Genomic DNA, 14,661 nt, shown 5'->3' with positions numbered 1-14,661 from the left:
AATAAACAAAATATTAGAGAGGATAGATGTACATATCTTCTCTAAAACTCTTTATATATTAATTAACAGTAAATACCGAAAATACTCTTAAAAATAAATAATATCATGTGATGAAAAAAGGCTAAATATGTGATATAATAAAAATACTTTACTTATAGAATATGAAAATAAATATTGTATAATGTTCGTGGGACATAAAATGTCCCAGCGGTCATAGGAGGTATAGATATGAGAACAATAGCTGTGTTAACAAGTGGTGGAGATGCACCTGGAATGAATGCTGCTATAAGAGCAGTAGTGAGAGCAGGATTAGAAAAAGGTCTAAACGTAATGGGAGTAAGAAGAGGATATAGTGGGCTAATTAACGGCGAAATTATACCTATGGATAGACATAGTGTGGCTGACATTATACAAAGAGGTGGAACTATTTTAAGAACTGCACGTTGTGAAGAATTTAGAACAGAAGAAGGAAGAAAAAGAGGGGCAAATATACTAAAAACCTTCGGAATTGATGGACTTGTAGTAATAGGTGGAGATGGTTCTTTTAAAGGAGCACAATTATTATCAAAACTAGGTATAGCAACAGTGGGAATACCGGGAACTATCGATAACGATCTTCCATATACTGAGTATACTATAGGATTTGATACCGCTGTAAACACAGTTTTAGATGCAATTAATAAGATAAGAGATACTTCAACATCACATGAAAGAGTAAGTATTATCGAAGTTATGGGTAGAAATTGTGGAGATATAGCTCTTTATGCAGGTCTTGCAGGTGGAGCAGAAAGTATAATTGTACCAGAAAAAGGATATAATCAAGATAAGCTATGTAGAACCATACTTGAAGGAAAATTAAGAGGTAAAATGCATAATTTAATTCTATTAGCAGAAGGTATTGGAGGAGCAGAAGAACTAGCTAAGACTGTAGCTGAGGTTACAGGAATGGAAGCTAGGGCTACTAAGCTTGGTCATATCCAAAGAGGAGGAAGTCCAACTTGTATGGATAGAGTATGGGCATCAAGAATGGGATATAGAGCTATTGAGCTGTTAGAAGAAGGAAAATCTTCTAGAGTAGTTGGAGTTAAAGACGGAAAGATATTTGATGAAGACATAGATGATGCTCTAGCAGTACCAAGACAATTTGATGAAAAACTATATGAAATTGCTAATGCGTTATCATACTAAATTATATAAATAAATAAGTGGATGTTAAGGAGAGTAAGCTATGCAAAAGACTAAAATGATTTTTACAATTGGACCAGCCAGTGATTCGGAAGAAGTTTTATCTAAACTTATCGAAGCTGGAATGAGTTGTTCAAGACATAACTTTTCTCATGGAGATCATGCTGAACATGGAGAAAGAATTAAGCTTGTAAAGAAGTTAAGGGAAAAATATAATAAACCAATAGGAATAGTGCTTGACACTAAGGGACCAGAGATAAGAACAGGATATTTTCCTGAAAAGGTAGAATTAGTTGAAGGAACAAAGTTTACTATAGTTTGTGGCGAAGATGTAGATGGAGATGCTACAAGATGTAATTTAAGTTATCGTGAACTATACAAAGATGTTAAACCAGGAGACATGATACTAATGGCTGATGGTTTAATTGGACTTGAGATTCAAGAAGTAAAGGGAACTGATATACACTGTATAGTAAGAAATAGCGGAATGATAAGCACTAAAAAGAACGTTAACGTACCAAATGTAAAAACAAACCTTCCTTCTTTCACAGACAAGGATGTTGAGGATTTAAGATTTGGTTGCGAAATAGGTGTAGATTATATAGCAGCATCTTTCATAAGAAAGGCTTCAGACGTTCTAGCTATTAGAAAGCTATTAGAACAATTTGGTGGACATGATATACAAATAATTTCTAAAATAGAGAACCAAGAAGGTGTTGATAACATTGATGAAATAATCAAGTTTTCAGACGGAATAATGGTTGCTAGAGGAGATATGGGTTCAGAAATTCCAATAGAAAGAGTGCCATCAGCTCAAAAGATGATAATTGAAAAATGTAATAGAGCAGGTAAATTTGTAGTGACAGCTACACAAATGTTAGATTCTATGGAGAGAAACCCAAGACCAACAAGAGCAGAAGCTTCTGACGTAGCCAATGCCATATTCGATGGTACTGATGCTTTAATGCTAAGTGGAGAATCTGCAAATGGAAAGTGGCCTGTGGAAGCTGCTCAAACAATGTCAAGAATAGCTATAGAAGCTGAATCTAGATTAAAGTATGAAGAAATTTTAAGTAAGAAGAGAGAAACTCATATACAAAATGTACCTAATGCTATAAGTCTTGCTACTTGCACAACTGCATCAGAATTAAATGCATCAGCTATAATAACAGCTACTCAAAGCGGTCATACAGCAAGAATGGTTTCAAAATATAGATCAGCTTGTCCTGTAATAGCCGTTACTTCAAGTGAAAGTGTAGCTAGAAAATTAGCATTAAACTGGGGTGTATTCCCTATAACTACAGATAAGGTTCAGTCAACAGACGAGTTAATAGAAAAATCTGTTGATATATCACTAAAAACTGGGTATGTAAAGAAAGGGGATCTAGTTGTAATAGCTGCTGGAATTCCTGTAAGCTACTCAGGAACTACAAATATGCTTAAAGTTCATGTTGTAGGAGATATATTAGTTCAAGGTAGAGGTGCTGGAAACAAGCCAGGATATGGTACAGCTAAAATTGCTAATAGTGCTAAACATGCAGATGAGATTATAGAAAAAGGAGATATCTTAGTTGTAAAAAACCTAGATAGAGAATATATAAATGTATTAGATAGAGTATCAGGTATTATAGCTGAGGAAGGCGGGTTAACTTCTCATCTTGCTATAGAATGTATTTCACAAGAGATTCCATTAATTTGCAATGCAGGTGGAGCTACTGAGGTATTAAAAACCGGATCTTTTATCACTATGGACGTTACAAGAGGTATTGTATATAACGGCAGAACAAATATAATGTAATATAAAGGACTACTGGTAAAAGCTAGTAGTCCTTTGTGCTGAAAATAAAATTTAGTAATTAAGATATTTATAATTATTTTTTTCTAAATATAACGACAAAAATCAACAAATAAACTATAGTTACGTAAGAATTAAACTTATGTTAGAAAATCAAGTTAAGATTTAATAGATAAGTTTTTAAGTTTTTATTGGAAATTTATATTAAAGTAATGTATAATAAGAAAACATATGGTTAAAATAACAAAATGAGAAAATAAGAGACAACTGATTCTATTTACTTTTAGCACCTTTCTGATAAAGGTGCAATTTTTTTAAAGTATAAAATTCCTCGAAATTTAGAAAACTATATTTATAGATAGTAAAGGGGAGGAATTTTTATGAGTGGAAAGTTAAGATGTAGCGCAAAAAATTGCTATAATAATGTAAATGAATTTTGTATAGCAAGTAGTATTCATGTAATGGGGGAAGAAGCAAACACTAGTCCAGATACTATGTGTGATACTTTTCTTGAAAAAACAGATGCAGATGCCATGTCACATTTTACAAATAGAAATCTAGCAGGTGAGTTTAGACAGCTTTTTAGTGCAGATACGGTAGAGCTAAGTCCCGATATAGTTTGTGAAGCTCAGAACTGTGTATATAATGTAAACAGAATATGTAGCGCTGATTTTGTTCAAGTACATGGGCCAAATGCTCGAACAAGTGAAAGTACTGAATGTGAGACCTTCAGAGAAAATGAGTAAAAAGCGGATTTTTCCGCTTATTTTTATTGAAATTATTTGATAGACAAATTACAAGGAAAAATGTAGAATATGGAGAGAGAATTTGATAGAGTAGGTGAAAGTATGAGTAGAATTATTCCTGTAGAAAAGAATAAAGAATATACATTAGATATAAGCAGTATGGGTTATGAGGGGGAAGGAGTTGGCAAAGTAAAGGATTTTACGATATTTGTTCCTGGAGCTTTGGTAAAGGAAAAGGTAAAAGTAAAAATTGTGAAGGTAAATAAAAACTTTGCCTTTGGAAAGCTTATAGAGGTGATTGATAAATCACAACATAGGAGTGAACCGGTATGTGGAATATATAAAAGGTGTGGGGGATGTCAGTTACAACATTTTAATTATCAAGCTCAGTTAAAGTTTAAGAAACAAAGAGTACAAGACTGTATTAATAGGATTGGGAAACTTAATATAAAGGATTCAGAGGAAAAGAAAGTTAAAGACAATACAGTAAATAGTGATGAAGGAATAATATTACACGATACAATAGGCATGGAGACACCTTATAGATATAGAAACAAAGTACAGCTTCCAGTAGGAGGAAGAGATGGTGAAGTGCAGATAGGCTTTTATGCTCCAAGAAGCCATGAAATAATACATATGGACTCTTGTAGTATTCAAGATGAAATAGCTGATAAAGTAGTTCTCTTGATGAAATCATGGATTGAGAAATATAGTATAGAGCCTTATAATGAGGAGCAGCATAGTGGACTGATAAGACACATTATGGTTAGAAGAGGTTTTAAAACCGGTGAGGTAATGGTTGTTATAGTAACAAGGACTGAGGAATTGCCTCATAGAGAAGAGTTTATAAAGCTAATTGCTGAAAATATTAAGGGTATAAAAAGTATTATACAAAATATAAACAATAAGAAAACTAATGTTGTCTTAGGAGAAAATAACATAACCCTATGGGGAAGTGACATTATAAGTGATTATATAGGAGAATTTAAATTTAATATATCACCACTTTCATTTTTTCAGGTAAATCCAGTGCAAACGGAAACTTTATATAATAAGGCATTAGAATATGCTAATTTAACTGGAGATGAAACTGTCTTTGATGCCTATTGCGGAACAGGTACTATATCACTATTTTTATCACAAAAGGCTAAAAAGGTTTATGGGGTGGAGATTGTTCCTCAAGCTATAGAAAATGCAAAGGTGAATGCGGTACAGAATAATATTAAAAACGCAGAATTTATAGTAGGACAATCTGAAAAGGTCATTCCTGCGCTTATCGAAGAAGGAATATATGCAGAAGTTGTTGTAGTTGATCCTCCTAGAAAGGGCTGTGAAAGAATTCTTTTAGAGGCAATAGCTAAGATGAAGCCTAAAAGAATAGTATATGTATCCTGTGATCCAGGAACCTTAGCTAGAGATTTGGCTGTATTGGATGAGTTGGGGTACGGAACTAAGGAAATTCAGCCAGTAGATATGTTCCCTCAGACGGCTCACGTAGAATGTGTTGTGAGGATAGAGAGTAAATAGGCTGATATGAAAGTGTTAGAGAGATTTAATCTTTTTTCATGTGTATTTTATATTTTCTTAGACTAAGAGTCTGTGCATAAATACTCAAAAACAGCGGTGACCAAGTGGGTCTATAAGAGTATAAATACCAAAAAATAAATTAAACTATAGGGTAGTAAAAGTTATGCCGTCTGAGGTGAAGTGAAAATATTCATCTTAGTCGGCTGTTTTTTGATATTGATTACTCTAAGGGCAGTTGAAAAGCTTGGATGCAAAATATAGTTGACAATTAGTCTAATTAGACTATAATATTTAAGTGTTAATAGTCTAATTAGACTACTAATGAATTTAGTAGTTTTTGATATCTGGGAAAATCTACTGAAAAAGTGAATTAATAATAGAATTGGAAACATTCCCTAGTAAATACTAAATGAAAAGAAAGGATGAAAAAAATGATTAAATCGTTTTTAATGTTAGGACAGTCCAATATGGCTGGACGAGGATTTATTCATGAAGTAACTCCGATTTACAATGAAAGAATACAAATGTTACGTAATGGTAGATGGCAAATGATGACTGAGCCCATCAATTATGATCGTCCTGTTTCAGGAATAAGTCTCGCTAGTTCATTTGCAGATTCATGGTGTCGTCAAAATCAGGAAGATATTATTGGCTTAATTCCTTGTGCTGAAGGTGGAAGCTCACTGGATGAATGGGCTGTAGATAAAACGCTTTTTAGACATGCAATAGCTGAAGCTAAATTTGCTATGCAGAATAGTGAGTTGACAGGAATTCTATGGCATCAAGGAGAAAGTGATAGTATCAATGGTAACTACAAAGGTTACTACAAAAAATTACTTTTAATTATTGAGGCTCTTAGAAAGGAGTTAAATGCCCCAGATATTCCCCTTATTATTGGCGGTTTAGGAGATTTTTTAGGCAAAGAAGGGTTTGGGAAAAACTGTACTGAATATAACTTTATTAATGAAGAGTTACAAAAGTTTGCTTTTGAACAAGATAATTGTTATTTTGTAACAGCCTCAGGTTTAACTTCTAATCCTGATGGTATTCATATTGATGCAATTTCTCAAAGAAAATTTGGTTTACGATATTTTGAAGCCTTTTCTAATAAGCAGCATATACTAAAGCCATTAATTAATGAAAATGAGTTAATTAATCTTAATCATGCTAGAACATATACCAAGGGAGAAAAAATGTATATAAAAAGTATGGATTTGGCATTAGGAAAAATATCATATGATGAATTCGAATCTCAACTGATACAAATCACAAATGGTTAAACTTTATAATTATGAAATAACTATCAGCATAATTTTGATGAAGAATATAAAGGAGATGTTTTTTTGATACCATTACTAATTTTAGGGTTATTAAAAGAAAACCCAGGTTCTTACGGATACGAACTATTAGCCTTAATGGAAGAGAGGCACTATAAATATATAGTAAATTTCACTAAAGGATCATTCTATTATAATCTTCAACAATTAGAAGAGAAAAAATATATTAAAAAAGTTGACCAATTAGACAATACTAGAGAGACGCATAATTATATCATCACTGAACTTGGAGATAAAGAATTTGAAAAGTTGATGTATAAATATGGCTCTAAGACAGATTATATAAATTTATCTTTTTATGCAGCAATGCTATTTGCTAATGAATATAAAAGTGAGGGACTAACGAAACTAATAGGAATACAAATCGAACAAACTAAAAAGAAAATTTCTTTATTAGAAAAATCTCTTGAGAATAATGAAACTATCCCTAGTTACTTTCGGAAAATGTTGGAAAACTCACTTTCTCATCATTTAGTAAATGTCCAATGGTTTGAAGGACTATTAAAAGATATAAGAAATGAAAGTTAGCTTAAGGGATATCTGTTATTTAGAAATCCGTAAGGATAAGCTAAAGTGGGTATGTGAGACTTAAATTATGGAGATATAGAGTTTTTAATTTCAAATTGAAAGGGGCGAGTATTTTATGCTAGGACCAGATAAAAAAAAGTTATATCCAAATGAAAATATCAAAACAGTTTGTTATATAAGTAATTTACCTAAACGGCCCAACGTAGAGATTGGAGAATATACTTATTATAGTGATAATAAAAAATCCCCTGAGAAATTCTATGATAATATAGAGCATCATTATGAATTTCTAGGAGATAAGCTAATAATAGGCAAATTTTGTGCAATAGCAGAGGGAGTCAAATTCATTATGAATGGAGCAAATCATAGAATGGATGGCATAACAACCTATCCCTTTAATATTTTTGGTGGCGGTTGGGAAAAGGTTACTCCTACAGTAGAACAGCTACCCTTTAAGGGAGATACGGTGATTGGCAATGATGTCTGGGTAGGTGAAAATGTAACCATTATGCCAGGTGTTAAAATTGGTGATGGTGCCATTATTGCTTCTAACTCAACTGTAGTAAAAAATGTTGAACCATATACAATATATGGAGGGAATCCAGCTAAACTTATCAAGAAACGTTTTAACGACGAAAAAATTGAATTATTGCTAAAGATTAAATGGTGGAATTGGAACGAAGAGAAGATATTTAATAATCTTGAAATGTTAACATCTGGGGACGGATTAGATCATTTGATATAATGTATAATTGTTGATTAAAAGCAGTTATAATATAAGTAAAGAACGAGGGCCCTCACCTTATGAGGTTTCCCCTTCTTTACTTAGGGTCATTTTAAAAAGTAATACTTTTAATTAGTTTTTTGGTCAGTTTTATTTGACACCTCTTTATCAGCCGGATATTTACGAACTACAAAAATTTCAACCCTTCTGTTTTTGGCTCTACCTTCTTCTGTAGAGTTATCAAATTTAGGCATATACTGACCATATCCTTGAATTGAAAATCTTTCAGGCTGGAGACCACCTGAGCCGACTAAAAAATTCATTACATTTATAGCACGCATAGCACTTAATTCCCAGTTAGAATGAAACTTTGCATTCTTAATAGGAACAGTGTCTGTGTGACCTACAATCTTAATACTGTTATCTAAATTAACTAATGACTTAGAAACTTCTAAAAGTAATGGTGAAGTCTCATTCAGTATTTTATCATCGCCAGAATTAAAGAGTACAACGTCTTGTATGGAAATCTCTAGGCCTTCCTTATTTAAGTTAACTTTAACTTTATCAGAGTATCCACTCTTTTCTATTTCCTTATCCAAGGTCTGTTTAATTTCATTCATCTTATCTTCTTCAACAGCACTATTACTAGATTCTGAAGGAACAACTGCTTCACCAGGGTTATCTAGAACTCCACTGCTTTTATCTCCGGAGAAAACGACATGAAATTGATCGCTAACTTGTTTCATTTTTTGTTTGTCTGCCTGACTCATGGCAAACATAACAATGAAAAGTGCTAAGAGCAGAGTAAGCATGTCAGAATAAGGTATTAACCATGTTTCATCAACATGTTCTTCGTGATGTTGTTTTTTCTTAGCCATTATTATTCTCCTTTACTATTTTCCTCAACTTTAGCTCTCTCTTTTGGTTCTACCATACATGCTAGCTTCATTTTAATGCTAGTTGGATTTTCACCTGCCTGAATTGCTAAAACACCTTCGAGAATAATATACATATTACTTATTTCTTCATGAGATTTTCTTTTTAACCTTGATGCAAAGGGGTGGAAAATTACATATCCAAAAAATATACCATAAAGAGTAGCAACGAAGGCTGCTGCAATCATATGTGCAAGTCTTTCAGTGTCACTTAAGTTTCCTAGTGCACCGATTAAGCCTATAACTGCACCCAAAACTCCAAGTGTAGGAGCAGCCCCACCGGCAGAAGTAAAGATGGAGGCACCAGCACGATGTCTTTCTTCCATGCTGTTAATCTCGCTATGTAGAATTTCACTTATAGTTTCACGTTCCATACCGTCAATTACCATTCTCAAACCATTTTTTAAAAATTTGTTATCCATACCTTGCATAGATTGTTCAAGTGATAACAAGCCATTCTTTCGGGCAGTTTTCGATATATCTGCAATTTGCTCTATAATATCGGCAGCATCTTCTATCTTTCTTTCTTTAAAAAGAACTCCTACGATTTTAGGTATGTTAAGAAACTCCTTCTTAGGAAAGGAATTCATTACTGCAGCAGCAGTACCAACAAGGATAATGATAGCAGCGGCGGGATTTAATAATACCATAACATCTGCACCTTTTACAATCATACCAACAACTATTGAAAGAAGACCGGTAATAACTCCAATAATCAAAAAAATATCCATTTTTGCACCTCACAAAATACTTAATAATTATATTTAACTTAAAGATTTGTTGAATGACTGACAATCGACAAATTCTTTAAAATATTATGGACATGCTACAAGTATATCGACACTAGAAAGGATAGTCAAGATGTTTACATAATGTAATATAATTACATTCGTGGGTATATATAGATTATAGCTATTAATCTTAAAAAACTTAGTATTAGTAAGGAGTACTATCGATACCTTAGTTACAGCATTGTGTAAATAAACTTTCAAATTTAGAAAGTATTGGAGGTAGAAATATGTTTTTGTTTTAGCAGGATTTTTACTTTGATTTTATTTTCTACTTTAGTATTTACAGTTGTTTTCGATAAATTATACAAGAATATAACATAAAACAACAAAGGGGGAAACCTTAATGCTTAAAAAAGTTAATTTAAGAAGCATACGTAGTAAACTGATAATTAGTTTAATAGCCATATGTGTACTTCCACTATATATGTTAGGAACTGTAGCATATTTCCAGGCCAAGGCAATTATGACTAAAAAATTTGAAGTTACAAGTAAACAGACCTTAGAGGAAGTTAACAGAGGGCTAGATAACTATTTTAATACCTTTGCATTTCAAATCACTATGTTATCTAGCAATGTGAATTTCATAGAATCGCAGGCTGTGCCAGAAAGAATAGATTTTGCAAAATCCCTTTTGAAGGATGTTAAAGAGAGTGATGCAAATGTTTTTAGCACTTATTTTGGTACTGAAGATGGAAGGTTTATAATATACCCTGAAGGTGAAATGCCAAAGGATTTTAATCATAAAGAAAGATCATGGTATAAGGATGCGATAAATAATAAGGGTAATATTACTGTTTCTGAACCTTTTAAGGATACTAGAACTCAAAAACTTGTAGTTTCTGTTTCTAAAACTGTAGAGTATAATGGCAAAATAGTTGGAGTTGTATCGGAAAATATAGACTTTGAAAACTTATCAAAAAACATGAGCAAAATAAAAATCGGTAATAATGGATATGTTTTTGTTACTGATAAGCAGGGAATAATGTTAGCTCATCCAAAAACCGAAAATTTAGGAACAGACGTGGCAACTAAACAGGGTTTTTGGAATACGGTAAAATCAAAGAATAGCGGTATGGAAAAGTATACATACGAGGGGGCAAATAAATATGCAACCTTCCTGACAAATGAAAAAACAAATTGGAAGCTAATTGCTGCTATGGATGAAGGTGAGATAAAAGGAGATATTAGCTCCTTCTTAAGCTTTCTTAAAGTAATACAAAATATAGTTACTGTTATTGTTATATTCGTAGCTGTACTTATAAGCAGAGGAATAGCCAAAAATATTAAAGAGCTCAATACGGCTTTTAATAGTGCAGCAGAAGGTGACTTAACTGTAAGGGTTAATATTAAGTCCAAAGATGAGTTTGGAACTCTTGGAGGAAACTTTAGCAAGATGATGGACAACATATCAAGGCTTATGTCAGAGGTAGAAGCTTCCGCTAAGACTGTTATGGAATCTTCAGTAAATTTAGCAAGCGTATCAGAGGAAACCTCTGCATCTATAGAACAAGTTTCTCATGCCATAAACGAAATAGCTGAAGGAGCTACAGAAACTGCTCAAAGTGCTCAGTGGGGAGCAGAAAAAATAAATAATTTGTCCCAAGGGATAGATAAGATAACAGTTTCTACTGAAGATATGGATTTAATATCTAAAGAAACTCAGAAACTTGGAGGAAAAGGTCTAGAGTTAATTGAATTATTAGGTGAAAAATCCGACAGGACAAAAACTTCAGCTACTCAGGTAGGAAGTATTGTTTCAGATATGAATAAAAGCACAGAAGAAATTAGCTCTATTTCAGATGCTATATCCCAAATAACAGAACAAACAAATCTACTTTCATTGAATGCTTCAATTGAGGCAGCAAGAGCAGGAGAGGCAGGAAGAGGCTTTGCTGTTGTTGCAGATGAGATAAGAAAACTTGCTGAGCAATCTAAGAACTCCACTGTAGAAATTAAGAAAATTATAGAAAGTATACAAGCTAAATCACATATCGCTGTGAAAGCTATGGGAGAAACAGAGCTAACTGTTAGAGAACAAGAAGAGACAGTTAGAGAAACTCAAAAAGTCTTTGATGAAATAATAGGAGCAGTGAATATTCTTGTACAAAGGATTGAAGAGGTAAAAATTGATACATTAAATATTAAGGATCAGAGAGAAACAGTTATAGAGCAGATGGAGAATATATCTTCTATATCAGAAGAGACGGCTTCAGGCACAGAAGAAGTTTCTGCTTCCGCGCAGCAGATAAACCTAACAATGGAAGAGGTAACAAGGCATGTAGAACAGTTGAAAGAACTTTCCGAGAAACTACAACAAGGAATTAGCAAATTTAATTTAGCTTAAGCTAAAAATTCATATTATGAAAAAATTAATATATTTCTAACTTGTTCTTAAGATTTATATTGTATAATGAGTACATCTAAAAAATGTTGAATGGAAGTGATTATTGTATGATAGCTTATCTGCAGAATATTGATATAAAAGTATTGGACTTACTAAATCGAAAGTTTCGGTGTCAATTTCTCGATAAGATAATGCCGCTTATTACTGCTATGGGTAATTGTGGTATAGTGTGGGTTCTTGCTTCAATATGTTTAGTAAATAATAAGAATTATAGAGTTAAGGGATATATGATAATTACTTCTTTAGTTATAACTACAATTATTGGTGAAGGAATAATAAAACACTTAATAAAAAGGACAAGACCCTTTGTTAATATGAAGGATAGTAAGTTGCTAGTATCAAAGCCTATAACCTATTCTTTTCCATCAGGTCATACTGCATCATCCTTTGCAGCTGCTGGAATATTTATGAACATGGACAGCAGCTTAAGCATTTTGGTGGTCATAGTAGCTTCACTGATAGCTTTTTCTAGGATTTATTTAAACGTACACTACCCAACGGATGTTGTTACGGGAATTATTTTAGGGCTCTTGTGCTCTAAGCTAGTAATAAATATATTTAGTAGTGAGTTTCTTACCTACTTAAATTACTAAAACTTATTAATTCAAGGGATTTGGTGTATTTATAAACCAAATCCCTTGAATTTTTAAACTTTTAGCTTTTTTACACTATTCAAAGCAAACAATTCTTATCTAAAGCCTATTTTTAAGAATACATTTACAGTCATTGTGCCTTAATATATTATAGATAGAGAAGAATGGAGATTAAGAGTTAAAATTTTTTATGCTAGGGATAAAGGTAATTAAAATAATTTGTTATTCAGGTAGAGGTGTGAACTATGTATAATATTATGATAGTAGAGGATGATAAAAAGATAACTGAACTTATCAAGAGAACGCTTGAGCGGTATGGTTATAAAGCTTATGCCGTAGAAGATTTTTCAAATATTAAGGAAGAGTTTATAAAGAGCAATTCTGACCTTGTGCTTATGGATGTTAACCTTCCATTTTATGATGGTTTTTACTGGTGTAGAGACATAAGAACTGTATCCAATATACCCATAATTTTTATTTCTGCAAGGAATTCAGATATGGATCAGGTTATGGCAATAGAAAATGGTGCAGATGATTATATAACAAAGCCTTTTTCCTATGATTTATTACTTGCAAAGATAAAAGGTGTTACTAGAAGAGTTTATGGAAGTTATGCTGAAAATAGTAGTGAGGTTTATGAAGTAAGAGGATTATTTTTACACATAAATCAAAATATTGTAGAGTTTAATAGGAAAAGGATAGAACTTAGTAAAAAAGAATTTCAATTATTATATACGCTGATAAGGAACGTAGATAAGATTGTATCAAGGGAGACTTTACTTGAGGTTCTCTGGAATGATACTGATTTTGTTGATGATAATACGTTATCCGTTAATATTACACGACTTAGAAAAAGGCTTGAAGATATAGAAATTAAAGATGCTATTGAAACCAAAAGAGGTCAGGGATATAGATTGGTAGCTAATTGGAGCAGGTAACAAAAGGTATGGGCAGGTGGATTGATTGAAGTTAAAGGATTTTTTAAAAGATAGAATAGCTTACACAATAATATATTTCTCAGGAATCTTTTTAACTATTATAATTATGTACTTGACTATAGTTATAAATTCTAAGGAGTATCCAAAGGTGGAAAATATACTATATCCATTATTGATATCTATAATAATTTATATAGCTTTTTTGGCATATGACTATTATAGGAAGAGCCACTTTTATAATCAGCTTTATAATATGCTTGAATCAAGTGAGAATATTAATTATTTATTAAATATTGATGATGCTAGAACTAGGGAGCAGAGAACTTATGCAGAAGTCTTATCAAAAATATATAAAGTTAATAGCCAAAAAATATCTGAATATGAAGATAGGCATAAAGAATACATATATTTTATAAATCAATGGGTGCATCAAATGAAAACACCTGTATCTGTTATTAATCTTATATTGCAGGATCAAAAAAAAGAGGAATTTAGAGAGTTATTTAACAGTATAGGTGAAGAAAACGAAAAAATATCTCATGGAATCGAAATGATGCTTAATCATGCAAGGCTTAATGAATTTAACTTAGATTTCAAAGTAGAAAGTATAGATATAATAGCAGTGGTACGAAAAGTAGTTAACGATAATAAAAAGTCATTAATTCGGAATTCTATCTTTCCTAAAATTATAGGAGACAACAGTGTAGTCGTAGAGACAGATAAAAAGTGGACTTATTTTGTAATAAATCAAATATTAGTTAATGCAATAAAGTATTCCAAAGAAGTTAAAAAGGAAAATAAATATATAAGCTTTGAGATTAAAGAAAAGGAATCAAAAGTAGTTTTATCCGTTACTGATGAAGGAATTGGTATACCTAAAGAGGATTTAGGAAGAGTATTTCAGGCTTTTTTTACAGGTAAGAATGGTAGAAAGACTTCAGAGTCTACTGGTGTGGGGATGTATTTATCTAAAAGAATATGTGATAAACTTGGGCATGAATTAATAGTAGAATCTAAAGAAGGACAATGGACTAAGTTTTCTATAGTATTCTATAAACAAAAAAATTTATTTAGGCTTTAATCTTTCAACATTGTAAGATTAAAATGTCATTTGTAAGAGAAATCGATACATGGATTTCTCTATTTTTTTTATAATGT

General features: G+C 32.1%; 13 protein-coding genes. 11 read left to right on the top strand and 2 right to left on the bottom strand.

What is annotated here, in order from left to right; translation table 11 throughout:
- Positions 1-228 precede the first annotated feature (228 nt).
- The 7 genes from pfkA to P8V03_RS02725 all read left to right on the top strand — a co-directional run bounded on the left by pfkA (position 229) and on the right by P8V03_RS02725 (position 7,863).
- Complete coding sequence (gene pfkA, locus P8V03_RS02755) at positions 229-1,188, top strand: 6-phosphofructokinase (protein WP_261671111.1); 960 nt, start codon at positions 229-231, stop codon at positions 1,186-1,188.
- Between the two features lie 40 nt (positions 1,189-1,228).
- Positions 1,229-2,983 carry a pyruvate kinase gene (pyk, locus tag P8V03_RS02750; RefSeq protein ID WP_318796697.1) on the top strand — a complete coding sequence of 585 codons (1,755 nt, stop codon included), beginning with the start codon at positions 1,229-1,231 and terminating at the stop codon, positions 2,981-2,983.
- Positions 2,984-3,360: 377 nt separating this feature from the next.
- Positions 3,361-3,726, top strand: coding sequence for a DUF1540 domain-containing protein (locus P8V03_RS02745; RefSeq protein ID WP_261671109.1), 366 nt, complete (start codon positions 3,361-3,363; stop codon positions 3,724-3,726).
- 102 nt (positions 3,727-3,828) lie between these two features.
- Entirely contained in the window at positions 3,829-5,253 is a 1,425-nt protein-coding gene (rlmD, locus tag P8V03_RS02740) for a 23S rRNA (uracil(1939)-C(5))-methyltransferase RlmD (protein WP_318796777.1), read from the top strand.
- Positions 5,254-5,684: 431 nt separating this feature from the next.
- Positions 5,685-6,533: a sialate O-acetylesterase gene (locus P8V03_RS02735; RefSeq protein WP_318796695.1), complete on the top strand. Its 849-nt coding sequence runs from the start codon at positions 5,685-5,687 to the stop codon at positions 6,531-6,533.
- A 63-nt stretch (positions 6,534-6,596) separates the two neighbouring features.
- Entirely contained in the window at positions 6,597-7,118 is a 522-nt protein-coding gene (locus P8V03_RS02730) for a PadR family transcriptional regulator (protein ID WP_318796694.1), read from the top strand.
- Between the two features lie 115 nt (positions 7,119-7,233).
- Positions 7,234-7,863 (top strand): Vat family streptogramin A O-acetyltransferase, encoded by a 630-nt coding sequence (locus P8V03_RS02725; protein WP_318796693.1) that lies wholly within the window; start codon positions 7,234-7,236, stop codon positions 7,861-7,863.
- 107 nt (positions 7,864-7,970) lie between these two features.
- On the opposite strand, the gene P8V03_RS02720 is transcribed toward P8V03_RS02725, so the two are convergent.
- Both P8V03_RS02720 and motA read right to left on the bottom strand, forming a co-directional pair.
- Complete coding sequence (locus P8V03_RS02720) at positions 7,971-8,720, bottom strand: flagellar motor protein MotB (protein WP_318796692.1); 750 nt, start codon at positions 8,718-8,720, stop codon at positions 7,971-7,973.
- 2 nt (positions 8,721-8,722) lie between these two features.
- Complete coding sequence (gene motA / locus P8V03_RS02715) at positions 8,723-9,508, bottom strand: flagellar motor stator protein MotA (protein WP_318796691.1); 786 nt, start codon at positions 9,506-9,508, stop codon at positions 8,723-8,725.
- Between the two features lie 403 nt (positions 9,509-9,911).
- Between motA and P8V03_RS02710 the strand changes: the two genes are divergently transcribed.
- The 4 genes from P8V03_RS02710 (at position 9,912) to P8V03_RS02695 (ending at position 14,584) form a co-directional block, all read left to right on the top strand.
- Positions 9,912-11,912 (top strand): methyl-accepting chemotaxis protein, encoded by a 2,001-nt coding sequence (locus P8V03_RS02710; RefSeq protein ID WP_318796689.1) that lies wholly within the window; start codon positions 9,912-9,914, stop codon positions 11,910-11,912.
- Between the two features lie 107 nt (positions 11,913-12,019).
- Entirely contained in the window at positions 12,020-12,565 is a 546-nt protein-coding gene (locus tag P8V03_RS02705; RefSeq protein ID WP_261671102.1) for a phosphatase PAP2 family protein, read from the top strand.
- 245 nt (positions 12,566-12,810) lie between these two features.
- Positions 12,811-13,503, top strand: a complete 693-nt coding sequence (locus P8V03_RS02700; RefSeq protein WP_318796688.1) for a response regulator transcription factor — start codon at positions 12,811-12,813, stop codon at positions 13,501-13,503.
- Between the two features lie 25 nt (positions 13,504-13,528).
- A complete protein-coding gene (locus P8V03_RS02695) occupies positions 13,529-14,584 on the top strand; it encodes a sensor histidine kinase (protein ID WP_318796686.1) in 1,056 nt (351 codons plus the stop codon).
- The last annotated feature ends 77 nt before the right edge of the window (positions 14,585-14,661 follow it).

The organism is Clostridium tanneri (assembly GCF_033659955.1).
Classification (GTDB): Bacteria; Bacillota; Clostridia; order Clostridiales; family Clostridiaceae; genus Clostridium_AM; species Clostridium_AM tanneri.
Note: the sequence above shows the minus strand (reverse complement) of the source record. Positions and strands in the feature narration are given on the sequence as shown.